Annotated in this window: 24 protein-coding genes and 1 pseudogene; 10 read left to right on the top strand and 15 right to left on the bottom strand. The window is 37.9% G+C overall.

The genetic code is table 11. From position 1 onward, the window contains the following. Positions 1-165 precede the first annotated feature (165 nt). Positions 166-300, top strand: a complete 135-nt coding sequence (locus FJR05_RS27610; RefSeq protein WP_256376182.1) for a hypothetical protein — start codon at positions 166-168, stop codon at positions 298-300. A gap of 2 nt (positions 301-302) precedes the next feature. On the opposite strand, the pseudogene FJR05_RS08370 reads toward FJR05_RS27610, so the two are convergent. After that, a pseudogene (locus tag FJR05_RS08370) lies at positions 303-401 on the bottom strand (DUF4351 domain-containing protein); the annotation flags it as partial. Positions 402-439: 38 nt separating this feature from the next. Between FJR05_RS08370 and FJR05_RS08365 the strand changes: the two are divergent. Then, positions 440-673 carry a hypothetical protein gene (locus tag FJR05_RS08365; protein ID WP_168643674.1) on the top strand — a complete coding sequence of 78 codons (234 nt, stop codon included), beginning with the start codon at positions 440-442 and terminating at the stop codon, positions 671-673. On the opposite strand, the gene FJR05_RS08360 is transcribed toward FJR05_RS08365, so the two are convergent. Together FJR05_RS08360 and FJR05_RS08355 are read right to left on the bottom strand one after the other, a co-directional pair. Next, complete coding sequence (locus FJR05_RS08360; protein ID WP_168643673.1) at positions 661-924, bottom strand: Txe/YoeB family addiction module toxin; 264 nt, start codon at positions 922-924, stop codon at positions 661-663. The genes FJR05_RS08365 and FJR05_RS08360 overlap by 13 nt on opposite strands. After that, positions 917-1,171, bottom strand: coding sequence for a type II toxin-antitoxin system Phd/YefM family antitoxin (locus FJR05_RS08355; protein WP_039201895.1), 255 nt, complete (start codon positions 1,169-1,171; stop codon positions 917-919). Before FJR05_RS08355 ends, FJR05_RS08360 begins: the two co-directional genes overlap by 8 nt. Before the next feature lie 163 nt (positions 1,172-1,334). On the opposite strand from FJR05_RS08355, the gene FJR05_RS08350 reads away from it, so the two are divergent. Beyond that, positions 1,335-1,574 (top strand): DUF433 domain-containing protein, encoded by a 240-nt coding sequence (locus FJR05_RS08350; RefSeq protein ID WP_168643672.1) that lies wholly within the window; start codon positions 1,335-1,337, stop codon positions 1,572-1,574. Further along, complete coding sequence (locus FJR05_RS08345) at positions 1,558-1,743, top strand: DUF5615 family PIN-like protein (protein WP_168643671.1); 186 nt, start codon at positions 1,558-1,560, stop codon at positions 1,741-1,743. The genes FJR05_RS08350 and FJR05_RS08345 overlap by 17 nt, the downstream gene beginning before the upstream one ends. Here FJR05_RS08345 and FJR05_RS08340 read toward each other — a convergent pair. From FJR05_RS08340 to FJR05_RS08325, 4 genes are all read right to left on the bottom strand, one after another. Further along, positions 1,715-1,930: a hypothetical protein gene (locus FJR05_RS08340; protein ID WP_168643670.1), complete on the bottom strand. Its 216-nt coding sequence runs from the start codon at positions 1,928-1,930 to the stop codon at positions 1,715-1,717. The two genes, FJR05_RS08345 and FJR05_RS08340, sit on opposite strands and share 29 nt — an antisense overlap. An 88-nt stretch (positions 1,931-2,018) precedes the next feature. Next, positions 2,019-2,186, bottom strand: coding sequence for a hypothetical protein (locus FJR05_RS08335; RefSeq protein ID WP_168643669.1), 168 nt, complete (start codon positions 2,184-2,186; stop codon positions 2,019-2,021). Between the two features lie 150 nt (positions 2,187-2,336). After that, positions 2,337-2,543, bottom strand: a complete 207-nt coding sequence (locus FJR05_RS08330; protein ID WP_168643668.1) for a type II toxin-antitoxin system HicA family toxin — start codon at positions 2,541-2,543, stop codon at positions 2,337-2,339. Further along, the gene (locus tag FJR05_RS08325; protein WP_039201898.1) at positions 2,540-2,743 is read right to left on the bottom strand and encodes a type II toxin-antitoxin system HicB family antitoxin; all 204 of its coding nucleotides are present in this window, start codon (positions 2,741-2,743) and stop codon (positions 2,540-2,542) included. Before FJR05_RS08325 ends, FJR05_RS08330 begins: the two co-directional genes overlap by 4 nt. A gap of 246 nt (positions 2,744-2,989) precedes the next feature. On the opposite strand from FJR05_RS08325, the gene FJR05_RS27920 reads away from it, so the two are divergent. From FJR05_RS27920 to FJR05_RS08320, 3 genes are all read left to right on the top strand, one after another. After that, on the top strand, positions 2,990-3,088 hold the full coding sequence (locus FJR05_RS27920) for a hypothetical protein (RefSeq protein ID WP_371416863.1): 99 nt from the start codon (positions 2,990-2,992) through the stop codon (positions 3,086-3,088). 103 nt (positions 3,089-3,191) lie between these two features. Next, positions 3,192-3,293, top strand: coding sequence for a hypothetical protein (locus FJR05_RS27915; RefSeq protein WP_371416861.1), 102 nt, complete (start codon positions 3,192-3,194; stop codon positions 3,291-3,293). Next, positions 3,290-3,490, top strand: coding sequence for a hypothetical protein (locus FJR05_RS08320; RefSeq protein WP_254446835.1), 201 nt, complete (start codon positions 3,290-3,292; stop codon positions 3,488-3,490). The genes FJR05_RS27915 and FJR05_RS08320 overlap by 4 nt, the downstream gene beginning before the upstream one ends. Before the next feature lie 106 nt (positions 3,491-3,596). Here the strand turns inward: FJR05_RS08320 and FJR05_RS26880 are convergent, their stop codons facing one another. The 3 genes from FJR05_RS26880 to FJR05_RS08275 all read right to left on the bottom strand — a co-directional run bounded on the left by FJR05_RS26880 (position 3,597) and on the right by FJR05_RS08275 (position 16,395). Beyond that, on the bottom strand, positions 3,597-13,493 hold the full coding sequence (locus FJR05_RS26880; protein WP_217385551.1) for an Ig-like domain-containing protein: 9,897 nt from the start codon (positions 13,491-13,493) through the stop codon (positions 3,597-3,599). 363 nt (positions 13,494-13,856) lie between these two features. Continuing rightward, on the bottom strand, positions 13,857-15,041 hold the full coding sequence (locus FJR05_RS08280) for a murein transglycosylase A (protein ID WP_254446833.1): 1,185 nt from the start codon (positions 15,039-15,041) through the stop codon (positions 13,857-13,859). A gap of 40 nt (positions 15,042-15,081) precedes the next feature. Then, positions 15,082-16,395, bottom strand: a complete 1,314-nt coding sequence (locus tag FJR05_RS08275; protein ID WP_168643666.1) for a proton extrusion protein PcxA — start codon at positions 16,393-16,395, stop codon at positions 15,082-15,084. Positions 16,396-16,453: 58 nt separating this feature from the next. On the opposite strand from FJR05_RS08275, the gene FJR05_RS08270 reads away from it, so the two are divergent. After that, on the top strand, positions 16,454-18,622 hold the full coding sequence (locus tag FJR05_RS08270; protein WP_168643665.1) for a recombinase family protein: 2,169 nt from the start codon (positions 16,454-16,456) through the stop codon (positions 18,620-18,622). A 393-nt stretch (positions 18,623-19,015) separates the two neighbouring features. Here FJR05_RS08270 and FJR05_RS08265 read toward each other — a convergent pair whose 3' ends face one another. After that, positions 19,016-19,411 (bottom strand): hypothetical protein, encoded by a 396-nt coding sequence (locus FJR05_RS08265; protein ID WP_168643664.1) that lies wholly within the window; start codon positions 19,409-19,411, stop codon positions 19,016-19,018. A 382-nt stretch (positions 19,412-19,793) separates the two neighbouring features. Between FJR05_RS08265 and FJR05_RS08260 the strand changes: the two genes are divergently transcribed. Next, complete coding sequence (locus tag FJR05_RS08260; protein ID WP_168643663.1) at positions 19,794-20,114, top strand: hypothetical protein; 321 nt, start codon at positions 19,794-19,796, stop codon at positions 20,112-20,114. Positions 20,115-20,173: 59 nt separating this feature from the next. Here FJR05_RS08260 and FJR05_RS08255 read toward each other — a convergent pair whose 3' ends face one another. Together FJR05_RS08255 and clpS are read right to left on the bottom strand one after the other, a co-directional pair. After that, positions 20,174-20,470: a DUF2103 domain-containing protein gene (locus FJR05_RS08255; protein ID WP_027401012.1), complete on the bottom strand. Its 297-nt coding sequence runs from the start codon at positions 20,468-20,470 to the stop codon at positions 20,174-20,176. A gap of 5 nt (positions 20,471-20,475) precedes the next feature. Continuing rightward, the gene (clpS, locus tag FJR05_RS08250; protein WP_027401013.1) at positions 20,476-20,799 is read right to left on the bottom strand and encodes an ATP-dependent Clp protease adapter ClpS; all 324 of its coding nucleotides are present in this window, start codon (positions 20,797-20,799) and stop codon (positions 20,476-20,478) included. A 218-nt stretch (positions 20,800-21,017) separates the two neighbouring features. On the opposite strand from clpS, the gene FJR05_RS08245 reads away from it, so the two are divergent. Beyond that, positions 21,018-21,455, top strand: a complete 438-nt coding sequence (locus FJR05_RS08245) for a DUF29 domain-containing protein (RefSeq protein WP_168643662.1) — start codon at positions 21,018-21,020, stop codon at positions 21,453-21,455. A 95-nt stretch (positions 21,456-21,550) separates the two neighbouring features. On the opposite strand, the gene FJR05_RS08240 is transcribed toward FJR05_RS08245, so the two are convergent. Together FJR05_RS08240 and FJR05_RS08235 are read right to left on the bottom strand one after the other, a co-directional pair. Continuing rightward, a complete protein-coding gene (locus tag FJR05_RS08240) occupies positions 21,551-23,575 on the bottom strand; it encodes an FAD-dependent oxidoreductase (RefSeq protein ID WP_168643661.1) in 2,025 nt (674 codons plus the stop codon). Between the two features lie 92 nt (positions 23,576-23,667). After that, on the bottom strand, positions 23,668-23,791 hold a 124-nt coding region (locus FJR05_RS08235; protein WP_168642427.1), incomplete at its 5' end, for a transposase.

Raw genomic sequence — 23,791 nt, 5'->3', positions numbered from 1 at the left:
ATCTAATTCGCCAGTAGGGGTTTAGCGTAATACGTTAAGCCCCTAATTGTTAGTGTTACGAGGTACAGTTTTTTATCTCAAAATCCTTAAGGGCGCGGGGCTTGCGCCCTCCATTGTATTTGGTTAAAGCGAGAATTGCCGTAACATAAATCTCATTGCCAAACAGTGACAAATAGCGATCGCATTACCCACATCCCCAACAGCGATCGCTCTCCTACATCCGCGTTAATCTGCGTCCATCTGCGTTTAATTCTTGGTTTAAGGTTTCAGCGATCGCTCTATTTAATTCAGTATGATTAATCTCAAGACTCTGGGTTATTTTGTAACCATTGTTCTAAATCAGTGACAGAAGAAAAATCTAACAGAGCCTCACCCAATAATTCTAATTTATCAACTGTTAATGTAACTGTTCACACTCCCCCACTAAAGTGGGGGGAGAGTGAAAAACTACGTAGGGATGCTATCGCTATCGCCCTCCCACATCCCCAAAAGCGATTCCTACGGAGCGCTTCGCTATCGCATCCCACATCCCCAAACAAGAGATCGCACCCCCCACATCCCAAACAGCGATCACACTTCCCCAAATTCCCAAAGGGCGATCGCTCTTCCACATCCCAAACCGCGATCGCCCTCTCACACCCTAAAAAGCGATTACACTGGTTATTCTTGGTAATGATAGCGACATGAAATAATTGTCAGATAATCATCATCGATAGCATAAATAAGACGATTTGTTTCATCAATACGGCGAGACCAAAAACCTGACAAATTCTCTTTCAATGGTTCGGGTTTACCAATTCCTTCAAAGGGATCTGATAAAGTATCTTCGATAAGTCGATTGATTCTTTTTAAAGTTTTCTTATCTTGAGATTGCCAATAAAGATAATCTTTCCATGCTTTACTACCCCAAGCTAATTTACGCATCGATTAAATCGTGTTCTTGTGTTTTCCCTGCTTTGTATTCGGCGATCGCTTCTTCTAAATGTTGAGCATTAGCAGGAGATTTTAACAGATAAACTGTTTCCATCAGACTGTCATAATAACTTTTAGACATGACTACAGCATCTTCCGCATCTCTTCTAACAATGACGGTACAGTTTTTGTCATTAGCTACTGTGTCTAATACGGATTTAAAATTGTTTCTTGCTTCGCTAAAGTTGACGATGTTCATGGCTAGAGTTGTACATAGTTAGGTACAACTATGATTATAGCCTTTTTTGACTCTTATCCCCAAAAAGCGATTCCTACGGAGCGATCGCCCTATCGCACCTCAAACTATAAATTCTTGTAAGAGTGCTGTTATGATGAAAGTAAGTTATGTGCAAATCTTGATCATGAAAAACTATCACCATCGCATACGCATCAGCCCAAATATTCGTAGTGGTAAGCCATGTATAGTTAACACACGCATTGCTGTATCAGATGTGTTTGACTATCTCGGTGGTGGCATGAGTGTTGAAGAAGTATTAGATGATTTCCCTGATTTAACACTTGCAGATATACAGGCTTGTTTTGAGTTTGCAGCCGATCGAGATCGCCGTTTAACAGTGGTTCCCTATGAAGTTGCTGTTTGATGAAAATTTGTCTCCAAAATTACCTCGCATATTATCTGTAGATTTCCCAGAGAGTATGCACGTTCGTGATTGTGGGTTGAAGGGATTTTCTGATGAGGATATTTGGAAATATGCTCAAGATAATGGATTTACAATAGTTTCTAAGAATTTGGATTTTTATCAACGGTAATAGGTTTCCCTCTCAGTGGGTAATTCTTTGTAGTTTTTGTTTCTTGGGAAATAAGATTAATGTTTCCTGCCTTAAATTCTAAAAACTCGATAAATTTAATTACTTCATTGCGCTGTTCAAGAGGTAATTGTTTAATTTTAGCGATGCCTGCGGCGAGCGAAGCGATCGCCATTTCTAATGTGATCATTTATTTGTTTCTTCTGTAACTTTAAGTTACTTCTATTTTAGCAAGCGATCGCACCTCCACACCCCAAACAGCGATTCCTGCGGAGCGCTTACGCTATCGCCCTCCCACATCCCCAAAAAGCGATCACACCTCCACATCCTAAAAGCGATCGCACTCCCACACCCCAAAAAGCGATCGCACCTCTCACATCCCCAAAAGCGATCACTCTCCCCACATCGCCCAAAACAGCGATCGCCCTCCCACATCTCAAAAGCAATCGCCCCCAACATCCCAAAAACGATTCCTACGGAGCGCTTCGCTATCGCACCTCTCACATTCCCAAAAAGCGATTCCTACGGAGTGCTTTGCTATCGCACGCCATATTCCCAAAAGCGATCGCCTGCTTAACACAAAAAATAAGTGCTAATTATAAATCATCTTCTACTAATTGAGCTACCTTCATGATTGATTTTAAAGTCCCAAGTTTTAAATCTTGATTTCTATGTACAGGAATAGAGATAATTTTACTTTCATCAGATTTTTCATAAATATGGTGACTGCCTGTAATTTTTTTGAGAATCCAGCCTTTTTTCTCGACAATTTTACATAGTTTTTTCCCAGAAATTGATTTCATACTGCAATTTCAATCACTTGTGAGATTGGATCTAGTTTTTGAATTTCATTTGCTACTTCTAGCCAACCTTGTATAGCATCTTGAAGGTTATTAATTAATTCTTCCATTGTATCCCCTTCTGTTATACAACCAGGAAGTGCAGGTACTTCAGCCCAATAACCCCCTTCTTCGGCAGGATGAATAATGGCTTTAATTTTCATGGATTTTACATTTTCAGTTGTTTACCTGAACAAATTTTAACAGATTAACTTCCAAAACTTTCCCTATTCAGTGCATAGCCGTAGTCTGTCGTAGCGATCGCACCTCCCATATCCCAAAAAGCGATCGCACTCCCACATCCCAAAAGCGATCGCCGGAGCGCTTTGCTATCACCTTATCAAAATAGGTTAGACAAGGGTTATTATTGATGATGTTAGTTTATCAAGTGCTAAAGAGAGGTATCCCTTATTTTTCCAACAATAAATCAGTGTATTAGTTGTGTTCAATTATGTCTTGACCTTACAGAATTATATATTCCTATTTATTTGGTAAGATTAAGTAGGTAAACCGAAAAATTTAAAGGTATGTGACGAAATGTAAATTCAATGAATGCCTTACAAATAGGTTGTTTTACGGGTTTCACAAAACTAAACATATATCGGTTTTATTATGTTTACCTACTTAGATGAAAGAGACCAAAGACTAATTGTTTTAGCTGGTGAAGAAATTGAAATTGTCATTGAACTAAATGGAAATTGGAGGTTTTTATGATGAAATCTGACTTAACTAATATGACTATAGCTCAGTTGCGTCATTATGTTTTGGAACATAATGATGATCAACAAGCCTTTTATATTTTGATAGATCGCTTGAAAAATAATACTTCTGCTCAAAATTTCCCCTGCCCTAACACTCCAGAAAATATTAAAATTATGAAACAGGCAATTCAAGAGAAATTCAGTAAATAGTTTCCCACATCCCCAAACAGCGATCGCCCCCCAAATCCCCAAAAAGCGATCGCTCTCCCATCATCCCACACAACAGCGATCGCCCCCCACATCCCAAAAGCGATTACTATTTTCGGCTGGCTAAACTTGCAATGCAATACGCAGTAGCATCAGTGCCATATTTTGCCGCTATTTGTAGTAATTGATTATTGGCCAAATCATAAGCTTGTTTAGCATAATATCCAGCCTTTGCCCAAAAATAAATCGAAGCTAAAAATGGACCCGCAACTGGAATTGCAGCAAGTCCTGCTGAAACAGGATCAAATTGTATAGGTATTGTAACAGGAATAGGAGGGGTTGTAATGGAAGGACTCAAAGTCCAAGTTTCTGTTTCAGTCCCACATTCAGAATCCCTTGTTTCGGTACATTGAATAATAAAGTCAATTGTTCCACTTACTGTGTATTTGGCATCAAAAGCTATAACTTTAGGAGGCCAAGCTTTCGCCTCTCCTGTTCTACTAAACGAAAGTTCCTGAAAATTAACTTTAATATTGCTGGGGGTAGGAAATTTTATCCAAGTACCTTCTACTTTTAAACCGCTAGGATCAACAAAGATAGTAGGAGCATTACTTAACGCAGCGTAGATATTTGTATCTCCGCTTCTTGAACCAAGTGGATCTTCGCTCAAAAATCTTCCCGTAGTTTGGTCATAATACCTTGCTCTGTAATAATACAATCCAGTCTCACTATCAAATTCTCTTCCCGTAAACAGATAACGAGTATCAACAGCAGGATTACTTTCAGAAATCACCTGACCAAAGGAATCATAAACAAAATGATTCACCACCGCACCGCTATTATTCACCAAATCTCGAACTGTTCCCAAATGATCTGTTAAATGCCAGACAACATTACCAGCACTTTCCTGTGCCAAAACCTGATCAACACCAGCACCATGCAGATAGCGTATATCTAAAACAGGCTGATTTGCACCCGCACCATCACTATCTACAAACTCTAACAGTACATTCTGTCCATCATAAATAAACTGTGTCACCACTGCGGGAGTCGTATCTTGAGGGTTGGTATCTACAGCTTTAGCAATGCGGCGATTGAAAGCATCATAGGTGAACTCAACCCGTTGTGTCTCGTTACCAGCAGCATCCTTATCAACAAAAGCCACCAAGCGGTTACGATAATCCCAAGTCAACTCTTGCACCTTACCAGTAGCAATTTCCGTTTGCTGGGTTAAATTCCCTCCATTGTCGTACTCATAATTATATTTACCATCAGACAGTAAGCGGTTGCCTCCACCTGTTACATAGCCATTACCGTGAATACTGGAAGTGATACGGTTGCCATTTGCATCGTAGGTGTAAGATTCATCAGGATTGTTAACATTGCTGTGGTTAGCACCCGTTAACTGAGCGCGGTTATCGTAGGTATAATCTGTTGTTCCATCAATATCGCTAATCTGAGTAATGCGACTCGCTGCATCATAAGCATAGTTGTAAAAAGCGACATTATTTGTACCGTTACTGTGGTTTAAATTGGTGAGACGGTTGAGAGAATCATAGGTGTAGGTTGTGCCATTTACTAACTGAGTTCCCGTGAGATTGGCATAGCGATTAATTGAGGTATATTGTCCCAGGGAATTGTAAGCAAAATCAACTCTCTTATCACTGACATTATTACCCGATTGAGTTAATTTAGTCAGGCGATTTAAAGCATCATAACTGTAGGAATTATTGCCACCTGCTACACCGTTAATTGTGTCCACAACTGAGAGAAAATTTCCTACTTTATCGTAGGTGTAGTTAAGGACAACATTCGAGAAACCAGGAGTACCAGCATTATTTACAGACAATAAACTATCTCTATTATCATAACTAAACGCCAGAGAACTAAACTTGTCATTAACCGCAGTTTGGTTACTAGCTTTGTCGTAGCTGTAATTAATTACCTGATCAGTTCCTACCCATATTTCCTGAGTTAGACGATCAATGTCATCATAATTAAACTCAGTCCGGCGATTATTGCGGTCTGTTTTCGCAATCAAATTATTAACCGTATCATACTGGTATTGAGTATTTTTTCCTAATGGGTCGGTTTCACTAATTAAGCGATTTCGGGCATCATAGGCGAAGGTTGTGATGTTAGTCAGACCAGACGTAGAACTACTTAAAGTCTGGCTCAATTTGACATTATCTAGTAGAAGTCCCCGATTATCACCACCAGCGTGGTCGAGAATCAAATTACCAGTCGTAGAATTAGCTACCGAAATAGTGCGTGTGTAGGTTGTAAATGGAGCATTACTGTCTAAGGTGAATGTTTCGCTGAAGATGTCTGCGAAGGAAACTGTAACTGAATTGCGATCACCTCGTTGAGAACCAGCTAAACTAAATTGCAGTGTATAAATACCTGGGTTTAATGTGAAAGTCTTTTGAGATACTAAGTTCCCTGCATTTCTATTAGTTCCATCCAAGTCAAGATAAAGTCCATTTCCTGGTAATAAATCATTAGAACCGTTGCCAATCAAGTCAATAGTTCCATCTGCTATATTCCAATTTATCAAATTGGAATAGTTAAGTTGACCCCGACCATTATTTTCTGAGTCGAAATTATCTTGGAACAGAACTAAACCATTCTTATCATTTTCGGTGACAGAAATCAGATTATTATTCAGGTCATAGTTAAACCCTGTGACTACTCCTTTTGGATCAATTGTTGAAATTAAGCGGTTGCGTTCATCATATAAATTTTCTGTTTTGTTCCCTAAAGGATCAACCACTGAAAGTAAATTACCCAAAGAATCATAACTATAGCTACTCTCCTGATTCAGTTCGTCAATATTTTCAACTAACCGATTTAACTTATCGTAGGTATTCTGATTCACATTACCTACAGCATCAGTAATTGAGATTAAATTACCATCAGCATCATAGTCATAGGTAGTAATGGGAGAAGTTAAAAGACCAGCACCATCGGGGTCAGCTTCAATTATTTTAACTAACCGATTCAGAGCATCATATTCAAATTGGGTAAGATTACCATTTTCATCAATAACTGCGGTTTGATTTCCTGCTAAATCATATTCAAATTGGCGTTTTGCTTCATCTGTTGTTCCCTTCGCGTAGATGATGGAAATTAAACGACCATTGGCATCATAATCACTATCTGTAATCCGTCCTAGAGGGTCAGTAATGAGGTCAACTAATCCATTATTTGTGTAGGTAAATTGGGTAATAATATCATCATTGCCACCAACTTCACCAACTACTTGATTGATAGATAAAAGATTGCCATTATTGGGGTCAATTTGATAAAGGGTTTGATGACCAAGTTCATCAGTCATGCTGGTGAGTTGGTTAAAAGTTGGATCATAGGTGAAACGAGTATCTACTCGTTCAAAACCAATTATGTTGTTAATTAAGTTTTGGTTGTCTATAATATCATTTGTAGTTAGGAAAAAGTTAGTGTCAAACATGACAGTTAATTTTCCACCAAGGGCATTCGGAAGATCATTTTCATCAAAGTAGATGGTACTACCCCGATTTGCATTATCTACTGTGACAAATTGCCCTGTTCCTGGACTTGTTACACCCCCAGTTGCTACCCCACCATAGGTTACATTTCCATCAGAAATAGGATTAGGGCTGTTAAATGGTGCTAAGACTTCTTGAACAAAAGCAGGTTCAACAAAATCCAGTGAACCACCACCTGCTGCTGCGATCAAGTCTAAAATTGAATTATTACGAGTAGCAAAGTTGTTATTTTCACCTACTAACAATAAATTACCACCCGACTGTAAAAACTCCAGATAGAGTGTTTTATCTAAGTCTGTCAGTGCAAATGCGTTTTCAACCCGGATATCTATAACTTGAGTGAATCCAGTTAAGGTATTTGGTACTGTATTAACAATCGTGGTTGCAATGCCGGCATTTTGAACTAATCCATCAATAAAAGCTGTGGATTGAGCATTTATATTATTACCTTCACTGATAATTAAGGCACTTCCTCTAGGAGAAATAAATGAGAGAGAATTCTGAATACTCAAGACATTGCCATTATCATCATAGGTAAACGAAGTAATATTCCCTCTCGCATCTGTTTGTTGAGTAACCAGATTATCCTCATTCCGTTCCACAGATGGTAATAAACCAACCTCATCAGAAGAAGAAACTATCTGTCCAGCTTGATCAAGAATATTAACAATCTGCTTACCATTAGCATCTGTATAGGTAGATGTAACTTCCCCTAATTGGAAAGCAACAGGCGCATTTACAGGATCAATAGTTTGATTTGGTAAATATAAACCTTGGACTTGTACAGGATCAAAATCTAATTCAGAGCCATCTTTACGAATTGCTCGATCTGCTCTTCCAGCAAAATCATAGAAAGTCTGTTCTCGATTTCCTCGTTTATCAACTTCAGCAATCATCCGATGGTCAGCGTCATATTCCCAAGTGCGACTTGTACCATCAGGGTCAGTGATTTTGGTTAAATTCCCATTAGCATCATAGGTTAATTGAGTGCTACGACCAGATGGATCTGTTATTGCAGTAATTCTATTATTTGTGTAGGTAAAGCTAGTTTCTAAACCTACCGGATCAACCATCTTTGTTAAGCGACGATTTTCATAGATATATTCGGTTTCATTACCAATGCGATCGCGCATTTTTGTTAACAGATTTTCCCCATTGAAGGTATAGACGGTTTGATCTGTCATCCTGCGGCGGAAAGTACCATCATCTAAACGTTCTAAGGTTGAAAAATCGCCAACTGGTGAATCATAGCTATTATCATCATTCTTTTCAAACAATAACTCGCTACCATTACCATCAATAATAATTACCGACTCATCAGGATTAACAACAATTTCCTGTAAACCAGCTAATCCCCAACCACTACCAAAGGCACTATTGGCAGTATTAATATGCAGGAATTGACCCTCAGTCGTAGAAGTTGAACCATTTAACTGATTATTATTTAAACGCAACAAACCAGTGGTCAAATCATAATCATAACGACCAGAATCTAAAGTCCGTAAATCCGCTTGCAGTGTTGCATCAATCTTGCCACCACCATTAGGAATTGACCAGAAATGTTCACCACCATCTAATCCAAATTCACCACCCGCAAAACCCGGTACTTCTAACTCAAAATTACCACGCTTAATCGTCAACTCAGCCATCAATCTAAGGGCAGAATCATTCGGTACATCGTTATAACCAAAATGCAAAATCGGTCTAGCATCTGCCCGTTCTGAATCGTAACGTAAACTGATACCACGACTAATTCCTAAAGATTGATAAGGTACTAAATCATGGGTTTCTATCACCGCCCCTGAGTGTAATTCTACTTCAGAAGTTCCTGGTGCTGTAGCCTTACATTCATCACAGCCATCATCAGGGTTGCGGTCATCATCATCAGGATTATTTGGAGTTGGTGTTGGTGGTGCGAAGAAGTGCCAACTACTATTACGAATACCACCATCTATAGTTTCAATTACAGTTCCATCAGCATTAACTCGACCTGTACCCACATCATCAAAATCTCCCGTTAGAGGATTAATAGACCATAAATCCATTTCTGTACCAGGGGCATATCCAGCGAGATTTGGTAAACTCAAAGGCGCAGGATTTGTAAATACCATTTCCCCTGGTTGAATTGTCACCACCAAATCAGGACGCAGATTTTCTGGTAATGCGGCCGGAGTAAGTTCTGTGGGAACTGTGGTAATGCTTAATTGCCCTGTATAAGGTTGGTTTTCTTGATTAAATAAACTATTAGCAAAAACAGTTACAGCAGAACCTGGTATAGCTGCACTGGTAACAACTTGGTCAATATTAGGATCAATTGTTTGGGCATTACTAATATCAATTGGTGGTAAATAAATGGGACGGTCAATAACATTTTTCACATTTGCATAAACATCATGTCCTAACAATAAATGCAATGGTTCTGCAATAGATGGATAAACAAGATTATCAACTTGTTGACCTGGCTCAATCATTAATGGGTTCGATGATGGTTCAGTTAAAGTCAAGGTAAATGAACCATCTGCTGCTGTGGTAGTAGATATATCACCGATTTTAACTTTCACCCCAGCCAAAGGTTGTTGGTCAGTATTTTGAATTACACCGCTAATTCTAGTTGTTGTTTCACTATCAGCAACGACAGCTAAATTAAACTTCTTGGTTGTAATTTCCTCTCCATCTCTAGCAACCAAATTAAAATCATAATTGCCTATTTGTGAGGGGGATGGTTCAAAAATTAATGTTCCATCGCTGTCTAAACTGCCTATAGGTAGGGTTTCTTCACTTTCAAGGGCAAAACTGGCATTTTTACCAAATATTTCCTGAGATTCCAGTTTTAACTGTTCTCCCGGCATTACAGTTAATTGTTGTACTGTTTCGGTAATTGGTGCTAACAAGTTTTGCAGAACATAATTACCCACACTTCTACCAGTTGCTAACCCTTCCACATTAGCAGAATTAAAATGAATACCTCCATAAATGCGACTAATTCCCGCCTCATTTGCTGCATCTGTAAAGTTATCGAATTGGCGATCAACTCCAGGAATACCTAAAGAATTAGTAGTAAAACTGACATTATTACCCAACAATCCTGTTAAGATAGTTTCCGCTGCACCGCTAAAGGTACTATGTCCAGAAACATACTCTGGGAATGGTGGAGTTGTTAATAAAGGTGTCCAATTTGCATCAGCAATAGTATTAGGATTTCCATCACTATCTGCATTTTGAATCGCCGTAATTGGTCGCCAGAAATCATAATGGTATTTGGCATCCCAAGCCGCAATACCCGCATCAGCTAAAGAAATATCTAACAAGGCAAATAAACGAGCATTATCTACTAAAGAATTACTCTTTTCTGCGGCGACATTTTGGGCGATTTGATTCCAATGTCCAGGAGGTGTAAATGTACCTGATCCATCAGCCCAGAATTGGGCAATTTCCGTTTGTTCAGTGGTACGAGTTGTACTATTAATACTTCCTAAATCTTTGACTTGATTAAATTCTATTGTGTAATCAGCACTGTTTAAAGCTGGTACACCATCAGGACGGAATTGATTACCACTTGTTAATCCAAAGGGTGTAACTTGTCCCCATTGAGGTAATAAACCAGGGGCAAATTCTGGGGCGGTTGGTTGCCATTGTCCGGGATGTGTTCCTGGTGTATAGGTAACAGTATTAGTTGCCCCATCTGCACTTCTTAAAGATAAAATATTATCGGCTACGGTGCGTCCAAATGTTACTCCATTATCTTCTGCTGTACCGTCGGTAATTTCTGCCAAAGACGCTGTTAAAGCATTATCAAAATAATCTTTTTGTTGGGGATAAAGATTAACTAAAACTTGATGGGCTGCTGATGCTGCTGCGGCTTCTGGAGATGCACCGGTGGGGGCTGTACCTGTGAAGTGATAATTTTCGTAAGTCCCAGTAATACTATTTATAGCATCAAACACGGCAGTTTGGGTTATGGCCATATTCCGAGAAGCAATCGGTGGCGCTGTCTTGTCTTCATAAATAGCATTTAACAGGGTAGCGTTCCAATCTAAAACTACATCGCTATTATCTTGATCAACTCGTTTGATAATAGTAGTAAATTGGCCTTTGTTTCCGGCTGTGTTTGTAGAATTGACAGTAAAGGAATTATCACCTAATGTCAGTGATACACCAGTAAACTTAAATTTACCCGCAGTGTCAGCAGTCGTTGATGCTCCTGTTTGTTGTAATGTGACAGTAGCATTTGCATCCGTTTGTCCCAACAGATTGACGGTATCATAAGTTGTTCGAGAATCACCAATAGGAGCAGAATCAAACAGGGTATCAAGCATGAATCCTACACCTACTGCTTGACCTACAACCACAGATTGAGTTGTTTCTGTGCTATTTCCGGCTAAATCTATGGCTTTAATAATCAGGTTTTGTTGTCCAGATACACCTGTTAAATTCAATTCAATATCAAATGCACCTTGATTATTTACAGGAACATTTATTTCACTAGCATTATCGAAACGATAACTTAATTTATCTATTGTTGAACCTGTACCATTTACAGTCCCTTGTAATCTTGCACCTGGATTCAATATTGCATTAGCTGGAGGATTGGTAATATTGATTTGTGGTAAAGCTGAATCAATGGTAAATTCTGTATTACTAGCATCACTCTTATTACCACTAATATCGGTGGCTGTGATAGTTAAATTTTTCAATCCATCGGTAATTTGAGATGTGGTAATTTCCCAAAAACCATTAACAACTGTTGTTTGTCCTAATTTATTTTGTCCATCAAATATTTCGATTAATGCACCATTTTCACCTTTACCTGTAATAGTTGGTGTAGTTTGATTAGTGACTGTATCACCATCATTTTTTAACCCTATTTCTGTGGGTATTCCTGGTTGGGTGGTATCTAAGGTAAATTTAACTAAAGATTCGGAAATATTACCAGATTTATCTTCACTGCGTAAGGTTAATTGATATTCTCCATCTGCTAATTGATTACCTTTAATTGCTGCTAATTTATCTTTATTTAAGATAAAGTTTCCGTTGGCTTTTAGTTCTGATAAAATATCAACAAAATTACTACCATCACTGAATTTAGCCTGTAATTTACTCAGATTATCAGCATTATTGATAGAACCAGCAATTTCTGGATTATTGGTAATTCCATCTAAATTAATAATTCCTGTATCTTGAGATAACTTAGCTGTTAAAGTTGTATTATTTTGTTGGGACGCAAAAGCAATAATTTCTTGAGCTAAGGGAAGATTCCGCCAATCTTTACCACTAGCAAATAATCCTCCTATATCTGTTAATGTGACCGTCGCACCTTTAACTTGAAAGATAATATCATTGTAATCTGCATCTGTATTTTGGTCATTTCTAATATCTTCCCAACCATAAGTTCCTGGTAGTAACTGTCCTATTTGTGTTGCACTATTAGGATTAGCAGCCGCGATAGAAAATAGGGGACGTTGACTACTACCTGCATTGGGATTATCAAATACTTTTTGGACAGTTCCTTCAGGAACTAACATAAATGCAATTTTATCTCCAGGGGTAAAACTGAAGGCTTTTAAACCAGAATAATTTCCATCATTTCTATTACTTTCTCCTAGTTCTCCAACAAATTTTGCGCCTTCATTAATATCAATAATTACTGTATATCCTAAAGCAGAATTACTTAAAGCCCGACGAGCAGCTTCTTTGATATAATCCGCTGAACCAGGTGTTAAATTATCCATATTTTGCAGGCTAAAAATAGCCATTTCGTTATGGTAACTACCGGAGTCAGCTAAAAAGTCAATAGAGATTTTTCCTGTATTATCAACTAAAAATACTCCTGGAGTATCCGCGTGTTCTACAGCGATATTTTGCCCGTTAATGTTTAAAATACCATGATCATTTTCTGCCTTTAATGCTATTAGTTCTCCTGGTGCTAAAGGTTGATTTTGGACTATTTTGGCAAAAATTGCGCCTTCATCTCCGGGAGCATCTTGAATATTTATTTGCGAATCTATATAATGTCCTATTTCTTCTAATAAAACGTTGACTGCTTGAGTAGAATTAGTTTGTTGTGGATTAAATAAGTCTTGAGAAATATAAATTGTATTATTGCCAAAAGCTCCATCAGCTTTTAACTGAGATTGGGGGATAATTTGAATATTGGGAATTCCTTGACCATTGGCTAAATTGTCAACTATTGTATGTGCCAGTTCAACATTGCAACCATAGCCAAAAGCTAATTCTATATTATTTGAGAAATCAGAAGAAGTTGAAAATTTTTGGAGTTCTGTTTGTGTGATTGGAAGAATTTCCTGATTGAGATATTGCGTTGGTGTAATGTTGGGAGATAAATCAGGAATTTGGTCAGTATGGAGAGTATTATTATTATCTAGTTTTTTTAATGAATCTGCCAGTAAGGGGTCATTACCAAATATGCCAGAAGTGACAAGTGGTGAATCAGACTCATTAGGAACATTCAATATATTCATAGATGCTCAACTTTTGATTGTATATTTGCCCTGAGTGTGTAAATCTGCTACTAAACCGCAACGGCTCTATTGGAATATACCCTGAACAGTATGGTATAAACAAGATGCTTTTTACAAAGAATTATGTATTTGTGTATTAAAAAATTTATTTATCTTATGATAAGTTAGGACTTACGCAAGTGTCACACTAAAAATCTGTTGTAGGGTGTGTCAGACTGCATAAATCCTGCAAATAAACAGATTATTGATATTTGGCGCACCCTACCAATGTGCCAGTGCCTAAAATCACAACCTAAAACTTTTCAAACAACCTCTTAGAACATGGTTTTTTTGACGCTAACGGTCAAAAAATTGCCCTGAAGATTACGGTTTTAGTAACAGATAAAATAATTGTCCATTACTGACTGTTAATCCAGCCCTTTCTCCGGCTGATTCACCTGTTCCTAAAAAGTAATCTACCCTACCTGCACCTTTAATTGCGCCACCTGTATCTTGATCTAAAACGTAACGACTCACTAGCCGATGTTCGATTTTATTACTCTGATTAATATAGGGAAAAGGAGCGCGAATTAAGGCTAAAGCCCCCGGAGGCATGAGGGATTTATCCGTAGCAATAGAACGTTCTGGAGTGACTGGTACACCAATAGAACCTTGGGCTGGTTTTCCGTAGGTTTCTTGAAAAAATACAAAACTCTTATCGCGCGGAATATAAATATTTAAATCCTGGGGATATTTGCGGAAATAATCGAGGATAATTGGCATATTTAACCCTTCTAAGGGAAATTTACCATCATCAACTAATGACCTACCTAAACTTCGATAATTATAAGCTGTGTTACCTGCATAACCGATAGTTGTTTGAGTTCCATCTGTTAATTTGAGTTTTGCTGAACCTTGAATTTGAATTATATAAGGTTCAAGACGATCTCTAAACCAAAATAACTCCAATCCTTTTAATTTTCCTTTACTACCTTGTAACCCATCTGCACCTTCTAATTCTGATCTGGTAGGATGAGGTTTAGTCCAAGATGCTAAATCAGCAGGATAGCGATAAGCCGGATAGCGAAACTCTTTTGTTGGTTGACGACTGGCTAAATATAAAGGTTCATAATAAGCGGTAAATAAAACTGTTCCTTTGCTATCTCTGCCTATAGATTGATAAAAAACAAATTCTTTTTCTATAGCTGTTTGTAGTTGCTGAGGTGATTTTGTGGAAATCAATAGTTGGCGAAATCTTTGCAAACTATTGTAAACTCTTTCTCTGGTAATTGCTGATTTTTGATAAGCTCTAATTGCTCTTTCTGTTTGTAAATATTTGAGACTGTAATCTATAGATTTTAACAGGGATTTTTTATCATGATCAATTGCCTGATCTACACAAGAAATATCTTCTTGACAACAACTAACTGGAATTCGAGGAACAAGTACAGGTAACTTCTTTTTAGTTGAATTTACTAAAGCTGGTAAATTCCATTTTCCTAACCGACATTCTGGGGAAGCAAGTTCTTGATTGGGGAGTGGTTGTATGCCCACAATCAAACTAGTCATAAATATGGGTAAGCTAATCGTAATGTTAGCAAAATGCTGGCTATTCATTCATGTTATGGTAGGTAGCAACGGCAGAAGGTGAAATCCGATTTAAGTAACGGAAAATCCAATATTTAAATATCGTATCTAAAATCACGGGAAATGTGGCAATAAATAAGAAAATAAAATCCCGATTGGCTGGTAATCCCCAGTGTCGTGATATTCCTTCCAAGAGAACTTCCCAACCGTGAGGAGAATGGAAACCGACAAAAACATCGGTAAATAAAATAATAATAAATGCTTTAGCACTATCACTTAAACCATAAACTACATTATCAAAAAATTCTTTGAGGACGGCGATAGAACGCTTACTAACAAGTAATAAAATGGTAAAGGTAATTACTGCGAAAATATCAGCAAAGACATTTTTAATGGCATTATCACTTTCTTTGCGAAATTTCTCCTTAACTTCCTCTGCTTTCTTCTTAATTTTGAATTCTAATTCTTGGGCAGGAAGGGGAGGTGCATTACTAATCAAGGCTTCAAATTTAATTCTTTCTTCAAATCTTTGTAATGCTAATAATCCTTCTTCTTCCATTTCTGCATTTAAGAAAACTGCTACTGTTTTATCATGGCGGAAATGTTCTACCAATGGACCAACAATTAAAGTCTTGGATAATTGATGACTTAGAAGAGGAACGATAATCAGTAAAAGTATAAACCGAATTGAGATAATACTTCTTTGTTGGGCTTTCCGAAAATTTTGAACTACATTTTGTTCAGATTCTGGATCTAATTCTACCTGTAGGCGGGTAATGGTGCTTAAAATTGAACGTGGTAGGATACCTGTTGTATTAATTTTTCCTTTTGATGGGTTTTTGTTGGCTTGATTTGATGTTTTAGGGATGAATTGTTGGGAATTAACTAAATCTGTGGATGGTGCAACAGGTGAAGAATTGGAGTTGTTATAATTCGGATCTATATCATTATTAGTATATTTGGAGGTAACTTGATCAATGAATTCTAATTTCTCTAAAATTAATGCGGGACTAGAATATTCTATACCGAATTTTAGGGCAGCTTTTTGTTTAGATTCATTCGCAAACCACCGACTGGCTTTAAATTCTGTCAGCCGCATTTGCACAATTTTTAATAACTTTTGCAAATCTCCTTGAAAATAATCCATGACACTGGCGCTGTGTATGGTAAATTCAGAGTCTATTTTGTTACCATTAAAGTGTTGATCTTCAATTTCCTTAATTTTTATCGCCGCTTGATAAGCTGTATCTAAAGAACGTTCTGGTGTCAGTAGATACCATCTGTAAGCAGCCAGTAAAAAGGGGTATATTTTTTGGCTAAACACGGTATTTTTCATCGAGACGATTATTTGGCATTATCTACTAAATTCTTAAACTTAAGTTAACGCAAAAACCATGACTTCTGATTCTCTTTGGATTTTTGGTACTAGTCGTAGTGGTAAAACTACTCGCTTGGTCAGCTATTTTGATGCTTGGTTGCAAGTTAACAATCAAGTTTCTGGTTTATTTGATAATAAAAATATTAACAATTCTCAACCCCAATTTATAAATCCAAATTTAAATTTACACCAAAAAGAATTAGGTATTTTATTGTTAGCTGCTAATGATGATAATCGCCGGGAATTAGCTGATAGAGTTACTACTTTAACACTGGGAAAATATCCTATTCGTGTCAAAACGGCTTTGGGTTTTTTCCAAGATGAGGTAATTTTGTTTTGGCCTTTGCTAATTGATTCATTGTCAATCAAAGCCCAGTTTCCAGTTAGATTGCGTCCTGAAACGGAGCAAGAATTGGCGACGAAACTCTGGAGTTCTCAGTTAAATTCAGAAGTTTTGCGGCGGGTAGGTATGAATGAGAATCGTTTGGTCAGAAGGATTCTAGATTTATGGCAATTAGCGGCTTATAGTGGTGTATCCTGTGAAGATATTACCCAGATATTACAAAGTGGTTTAGAAGATAGTTCTATCAATTTAGAACCGGAATTTTTGGGTTTTTTACTACTAAATTGGCGGAATTGGTGCTTAGAAAAAGGTTTATTGACTTATGCACTAATTACTGAATTGTACCACCAAAAATTATTACCTGATTGTAGCTATCAACAGCATTTAAAACACCGTTATCAGGGGATCATAGCAGATGATGTGGATGATTATCCGGCGATCGCTGCTAACTTATTTGCATTTTTGTTAGATGCTGGTGCTGTGGGGGCTTTTAGCTATAATCCTCATGGGGCTGTTCGCTGGGGTTTAGGTGCAGATCCTGAGTATTTATACCAATTGTCTGGGCGTTGTCAAGTAGAAACTTTAACTTCACCACCTGTAAATAGTTTGGGATATTCTTTAACTGAGCAAATGGTAGAATTGGTAACACAGCCGATGACGATGTTGAGTTTACCCAGTTGTGTAAAACCTATTCAAACTAATTCCCGCGCCCAATTATTACGCCAAACAGCCGAGATCATTATTGCTGGGGTGCAGTCCGGGGAAGTAGCGGCGGATGAAGTAGTAATTATTGCACCGGGTTTAGATGCGATCGCTCGTTATACTTTAGTAGAAATATTAACTAAACAAAATATCGAGGTAGAATCTCTCAACGAACAACGCCCTTTAATCAGTTCTTCCGTAGTCAGAGCCTTACTTACCCTCATGGCTCTAGTTTACCCTGGTTTGGGGCGGTTAGTAGATAGGGATGCAGTGGCGGAAATGTTGGTAGTGTTGAGTCAATATCAAACCCAAAATGGAGAGGAAAAAGGATTCCATCATTCTAAAATAGATCCAGTGCGGGCTGGGTTAATCGCTGATGCTTGTTTCGTTCCCCACCCTGACACACCCAATTTATTACCAGTTAAAACCTTTGAACGCTGGGATAGAATCGGCTATATTGCTACTCAGGCTTATGAAGACATATTACAATGGATTGAGAAACAAAGAGAGGAATATCACCAGCGACTTCTCCTCACCCCCATTTTTCTCCTCTACAAAGCCATTCAAGAGTTTCTATGTAAGGATAAAAACCCTTCATATCAAGAATTAGCAGCCTTAAGAGAATTACTAGAAACCGCCCAACATTATTGGGAAGTAGATACCCGATTAAAACAAACTAATGCTCTATTACTTTCACTGCATACACCAGAAACTCTGACTATCACCATTACTGAATTTATTCAACTGCTGCGACGGGGAACAATTTCTGCAAATCCTTATCCTATCCGTCCTATCGGTAGTAGTAGAAAAGCCGTAACTTTAGCAACTATCTTTCAGTATCGTGCAAGTCGTAAACATCACCGTTGGCATTTTTGGTTAGATATTGGTTCACCTTTGTGGGCAAAAGGAGGTGCAGCCACTTTATTTGGCGCTCCTTTATTTTTACGGGATAGGTTAGGACAACCTTGGACAGCAGCAGATGAACAATTAGCCGAAGAACAAAGACTACAAAAAATTGTCGCCGATTTACTGGCACGTGTGTCTGATAAATTGTATTTATGTCATAGTGATTTAGCTATCAATGGACAAGAACAAATAGGCCCATTATTACCTTTAGTTCATTCTTGTGAAGTAGTGTAGCAGGAGTCAGGAGTCAGGAGTCAGGAGTCAGGAGGAAAGAAGAAGAAGAAGAAGGAGACAAGAATATCAGCAAGCCCTAAATAGGGCTTGCTTAATAAAGCTAAAACTTAGATATATCAAGAGTTTGAAGGTGAAAAAGATGAATCAGGTGCAAGGAATAAGGGTTGAAATTAGCAAAAACCTATCACTTGACCAGATTCAAGACTATTCTTCTCTTCTTCTCTTCTTCTCTTCTTCTCTTCTTCTAATTCTTCCTCCTGACTCCTGACTCCTGACTCCTGACTCCTGACTCCTAGCCCTCACAGATAACTTTTTCAGCAAGCCCTACTTATAAATAAAACCTCCAGATTAAGTTCTAGAGGCTGTTTATTCAAAATTTATTGACAGGCTTTTTTAGCAATCTGCACTTCCATTTCCACTTCCACTAGCAGAATTAAGATCAGTCGGAATTATCTTAGTTCCTGATTGATTTAAACTAAATGAACCGGAAGGGTCTGCTCTGAATACGGCTGGACTAATTCCGGGCTTTGATGCTGAAGAATTATACAAAAGAAACTCTCCCTGATAAGTACCGCTTTCTCCTGGTTGTAAAGTTTGCTGTTTTAGGGGTAAATTCTCCCCAAAATTATAAAAAATCCTTGGTGCTTCTGTATTATTTTTAAGTGTAAATCCTCCAACAATATTAGAAGCTTGTTCCGAACTTAATTCCGATAAACAATTTTCCTCAAAACTGATTAAAGTAGCATCTTTTTCTGTCTGAGAAGTCGTGAAATTTGCTTGCAACATCATCTTAATATCTCCAAAATAACATAGTTGGAATTAACCTGCTATAAACAGCTTATGCTTTAATTAAAGTAATTTAATTAATCCTAAGTTAGATATTTTAAATTAACCTTAAGTTAGATGACTAACATCAATATGATGATATTTTTGTTAGAAAAAGCCGCAATAACAATGTATAACTTATAAAGGTTTAGTTACGTTTAGCGCCATTCGCTTTATCGCCAAAGAGAACATCGGCAAGATAGTTATATTGATTAGGTATTAGGATTTGTAAAGAAACTTGTTGAGGGATTGCAGTTTGTAACTATTTTGCACAACTCTCCAGCATATTCCTTTAGACTAAGTTTCCATAGGAATATAAAAATATTGAAAATGGAGACAAAGACCAATGCCTACGGTAAATTTATGTTGCCATGAATTTGTGGTGGCTATTTCCTCAATCGCTTGTATTGTCGGTCTATGGTTACTAAAGGATGAGGATCAAGCCATAGATGATTTTCAAGCAACAGAAGAAAGTCTCTTAAGAATGAGCTTTGCGTACTGGTTAGTTTATTGCGTCGCTTTTGGGATAGAAAAAGTATTTTTATTTGACGGGGAAGCTGTAATGATAACTTTGAGAATTACTACAGCTTTGTCATATTTCTTAACATTTTCTTGTATTTTGAGTTTACCGTTACATAAGTTTGCAGTTCATAAAATTGAAGAATAATCAAAAGTCAAGGTTAGAACTGAATTCAGATCCAACCTTGCTATTGGTAAATTCATAATTTAGGCAATTCTCATAGCAATAGCGATCGCACCTTCGAGTTCATCCTGTAGTAAAGTTGTCAGGATAAACACCTCCTGTACCGTCTTACCTTGACGAGCAATAATTTTATAGCCACCACGAATAGGTACAGACACCCGCAACTGCATTTTTGGTGCATGACCCTTAGCTCTACCAATCACCGCCGGTGTAACAGTCCCAATCCCATGCTGTTGACACAAACGTTCTAAAATAGGAATTAGACCAGGAATATGGGTAGAGTGATTCCAAACAAGTCTACCATCAGTGGGTTTTGACATAATAATTAGGCTGCTTCCAGAGGAGCCATTGTCAACCCAGCCCGACGGAGTTGTTGGTGATATAATTCTGCTGGTTCTTGGGGACCAGTCCAGACAATCGCTTGTCCTTCATAGTGTACCTGATTAGTGAGATCCCAAGCGCGATCGCCCGACATCCCCGGAATATACTTCATCAAACACTCCGCCACGTGCTGAAAAGTATTGAAATCATCATTCAACACAATCACCTTATAATTAGGATAGGTTTTCCGAGTCACCTGATTAACCCGGTCAGGTGTCACAGTCGGCGCTGAAGCCATACTGTACACATCTGCAATTCTTGTCACCATAGAAAAATGAGCCAAAAACGACATTGTAAAAACTAACATTACAAATAACCAGTTTAATCCATTGCTGGCTGAGTTAGTAGTCAGACACAAGCCGATAATATGTAAAAATATTAATTTATATCTATGAAGTAATTGACATTTCACCTTTTAATAACTTCAGATATGAGATATAGAATACAATTTAACTAAGAATAGATCAACCTATAATAGGTGCGAAAATGAACACCTTTTTCCTTTATACAAGCGACTTTCATGCTTGGACTCAAGAACAGGTTAATTTACTCAAAACTCAACAATGGGATACATTAGATACTGTTAACCTAATTGAAGAATTAGAAACCTTGGGAAGAAAAGAAAGACAAGAATTTAGAAATAGATTAGCCGTATTGCTAGGACATTTATTAAAGTGGCAATTTCAAGCAGAAAAACGCAGTAGTAGTTGGTTGAGTACAATTCGAGAACAACGGATTCAAATCAAACTACTTTTACAAGATAGTCCCAGTTTAAAACCTTATTTAGAAGAAGTTTTTCTCACAGCTTATGAATTAGGTTTAGCATTAGCAATGCGAGAAACTCAATTAGGTCAACAGATATTTCCCGAAATATGTCCTTACACCTGTGAACAAACCCTCAATCCTGAATTTCTCCCAGATTAATTTATAATCAGGGTTTACACCATAAATAACAAAACTTGTAGGGGCGCAGGGCCTGCGCCCTAGATTTTATAGCATACAACCGACAACCGCTGTACCTACCGCCAATCATCCCAACTCTCATTAAAAATAGAAGTATCAGGAAAAGCCGTAGGATTCCCATTCGCCTCCAACAACTTCCTTAACATTTGTAATTGCGGTTCTTGTTGAGGTAAATCATCAACCAATTGATAGGGTGCAATTCCTTCTTTTAGCGCAAAACTAGCCACAGTTCCCGCAGCCGCACCAGAAGACCATTCAAAAGAATGAACCCGATAAGCAGCCGCCGCAATATGACTAGTAGCAATACTTTTTCCCCCTACCAATAAATTATCAATTTTTTGGGGAATCATTGCCCGCAAAGCAATTTGAAAAGGATAAGCAAGTCCAGCACCCCGCCTTTCTCCCGCACGTTCAGTATTACCAGGTGCTTCCACTGGACTTTTGGTCATGCAAGGATGAAAATCTATCGCATAATGACCAATACCCACAGCATCAGGGTAAATTGTCGAACGACTTCGGCGAATAACTTTTTCTGGAGGAATTTCCCCCCTAATTACAGATGTCGCCTCCAAACCAGCCACCGTTGCTTTAAGACTGCGATACATATTTGCCGGCAAAGTTTTCCGATAATATTCATCATTATAATTACGCCGAGAAATATCAACTTCCCAAATGCTAAAACCTTCCGGTTGTCCCCAACTTGGACGACCAATAATCCGTCTTCCTTCCCGCATATAGGGGTATTTAGATAAACCATGAACTGTCCCCATTGGCGAATCTAAACCTGTTAAGAAACGAATATTTGTTTGCGGTTTTTTCACACCTTCTCCTAATTGAGAATCTGTAGTTCCCCCATACAACCAATAAAAATAAGAAAATGCCTTTTCCTCAGCTTTACGGAGAGTTTCTGTGCGTAGTCCACCTTGCCAACCTCCTGGTTTTAACTGTCCAGAATTTTCTAATTGTTGCCGGCTATAAATAAGATTATCTGCCGCCGTTCCTGGACGGTAATCATTTCCCCAAGTCCAGTTTTGCATAGAAATATCCCCTGGTGTAGGCGCAGTAAATTTCACACCATTAAATATAGTTGCTTGTCCTTTTTGTGGACTCCAAATTCGGCGATAGGTAAAGACTAAATCAAAGTTTGCTAATCTCTTTAATTCATAACTAAAATATGGTGAATATTGTAAATAAAATGGTGGCATTGTTTGGCTTTGGTGTTCTTTTGTTGCCTCCATTGCAAAAGTATAAGTGAAACCTTGAGGACAATAAGGATCATTTGTCGTGCTAGAAGATGAAGGTTCAAGATGGGAAAGAGCGTCAATTCCTAGCCGATAAGGAACATCAGCTAAAGCAATAATTTCCCCAGTTTCACTTGTGTCTATAACGTACCATTTGTCAAGATTATTTGGAGATTGTTGAGGCAAGAAACGAATAATAGTTTTACTCAAACTAGATGAGTTTTCATAACTATAAGCATCTTCAATAGTTTGAGATAAAGTATAAGTATTTAAAGGGGGTTGATTTTTCGCTGGTTGATGTTGAATAGCTATAGCATTATTAATAGTTTTGCCATCTTTGCTAATTTCTAAATCTTTAATTACTGTATTCGGAAACCATTGTAATTTTCCTCTACCTTTTTTTTCAGCATCTTTGAGCATTTGTGTCATGATATTGTGAGCATCACGAGGTAGAAAACAGGAATCACTTACCCAACAATCGCCAGGATTAAGTTTGCCATATTTCCGTTCAATACGGTTTCTTAATTCTGAATATCCGCGAGAATAGAATTGTTTCGCGCGTTGAGTTGGCCTTTCATCTAATGCAGATGTCCCTTGGGAGGAGATTTGTCCCCCCAACCAGTCAGTTATTTCTGTTAAACAAACTGTGCGTCCTGCAAGTAAACCTTCATAAGCTGTGGCTGCTCCTGAGAGTCCACCACCCACAACGAGAAGCTCACAGTTAACAGTTTGATCTGGGGTACGTGGAGGGGTAGCGGTCAAGGGATATGGGCTGAGGAATGTGGTAAATAAGCTAAGGCTGATGAATAATTGACAGCCTTTTTTGTATCTCTGTTTCATGGTTTTTTGCACTCTGTAACTACTACGTCAAATTGTAGACGGTAGCCCTGGGAAAAGGTTCTCTACAAGGTTATTTGGCTCTTGCGTCCCTTTTATGGAGAATTAATACTAAAGTGCCAGTTTAATAAACTACGTAATCTAAAATTACTAAAGTTACGAAATCCATATCCAAGTCTTTTGATTAATTTGAGTTTATTATTAATTCCTTCTACAGTA

Source organism: Dolichospermum sp. UHCC 0259, assembly GCF_009711935.1.
In the GTDB taxonomy this organism is placed as follows: Bacteria; Cyanobacteriota; Cyanobacteriia; order Cyanobacteriales; family Nostocaceae; genus Dolichospermum.
The sequence above is the reverse complement of the archived record's forward strand: the minus strand, read 5'-3'. Positions and strand labels throughout refer to the sequence as shown.

What these genes read in the sequence shown, in the direction of transcription:
- FJR05_RS08360 (WP_168643673.1), bottom strand. Translation starts at nt 924, where the DNA reads ATGCGTAAATTAGCTTGGGGTAGTAAAGCATGGAAAGATTATCTTTAT.
- FJR05_RS08355 (WP_039201895.1), bottom strand. Translation starts at nt 1,171, where the DNA reads ATGAACATCGTCAACTTTAGCGAAGCAAGAAACAATTTTAAATCCGTA.
- FJR05_RS08350 (WP_168643672.1), top strand. Translation starts at nt 1,335, where the DNA reads ATGAAAAACTATCACCATCGCATACGCATCAGCCCAAATATTCGTAGT.
- FJR05_RS08345 (WP_168643671.1), top strand. Translation starts at nt 1,558, where the DNA reads ATGAAGTTGCTGTTTGATGAAAATTTGTCTCCAAAATTACCTCGCATA.
- FJR05_RS08340 (WP_168643670.1), bottom strand. Translation starts at nt 1,930, where the DNA reads ATGATCACATTAGAAATGGCGATCGCTTCGCTCGCCGCAGGCATCGCT.
- FJR05_RS08330 (WP_168643668.1), bottom strand. Translation starts at nt 2,543, where the DNA reads ATGAAATCAATTTCTGGGAAAAAACTATGTAAAATTGTCGAGAAAAAA.
- FJR05_RS08325 (WP_039201898.1), bottom strand. Translation starts at nt 2,743, where the DNA reads ATGAAAATTAAAGCCATTATTCATCCTGCCGAAGAAGGGGGTTATTGG.
- FJR05_RS27915 (WP_371416861.1), top strand. Translation starts at nt 3,192, where the DNA reads ATGTTTACCTACTTAGATGAAAGAGACCAAAGACTAATTGTTTTAGCT.
- FJR05_RS08320 (WP_254446835.1), top strand. Translation starts at nt 3,290, where the DNA reads ATGATGAAATCTGACTTAACTAATATGACTATAGCTCAGTTGCGTCAT.
- FJR05_RS26880 (WP_217385551.1), bottom strand. Translation starts at nt 13,493, where the DNA reads ATGAATATATTGAATGTTCCTAATGAGTCTGATTCACCACTTGTCACT.
- FJR05_RS08280 (WP_254446833.1), bottom strand. Translation starts at nt 15,041, where the DNA reads ATGACTAGTTTGATTGTGGGCATACAACCACTCCCCAATCAAGAACTT.
- FJR05_RS08275 (WP_168643666.1), bottom strand. Translation starts at nt 16,395, where the DNA reads ATGAAAAATACCGTGTTTAGCCAAAAAATATACCCCTTTTTACTGGCT.
- FJR05_RS08270 (WP_168643665.1), top strand. Translation starts at nt 16,454, where the DNA reads ATGACTTCTGATTCTCTTTGGATTTTTGGTACTAGTCGTAGTGGTAAA.
- FJR05_RS08265 (WP_168643664.1), bottom strand. Translation starts at nt 19,411, where the DNA reads ATGATGTTGCAAGCAAATTTCACGACTTCTCAGACAGAAAAAGATGCT.
- FJR05_RS08260 (WP_168643663.1), top strand. Translation starts at nt 19,794, where the DNA reads ATGCCTACGGTAAATTTATGTTGCCATGAATTTGTGGTGGCTATTTCC.
- FJR05_RS08255 (WP_027401012.1), bottom strand. Translation starts at nt 20,470, where the DNA reads ATGTCAAAACCCACTGATGGTAGACTTGTTTGGAATCACTCTACCCAT.
- clpS (WP_027401013.1), bottom strand. Translation starts at nt 20,799, where the DNA reads ATGGTGACAAGAATTGCAGATGTGTACAGTATGGCTTCAGCGCCGACT.
- FJR05_RS08245 (WP_168643662.1), top strand. Translation starts at nt 21,018, where the DNA reads ATGAACACCTTTTTCCTTTATACAAGCGACTTTCATGCTTGGACTCAA.
- FJR05_RS08240 (WP_168643661.1), bottom strand. Translation starts at nt 23,575, where the DNA reads ATGAAACAGAGATACAAAAAAGGCTGTCAATTATTCATCAGCCTTAGC.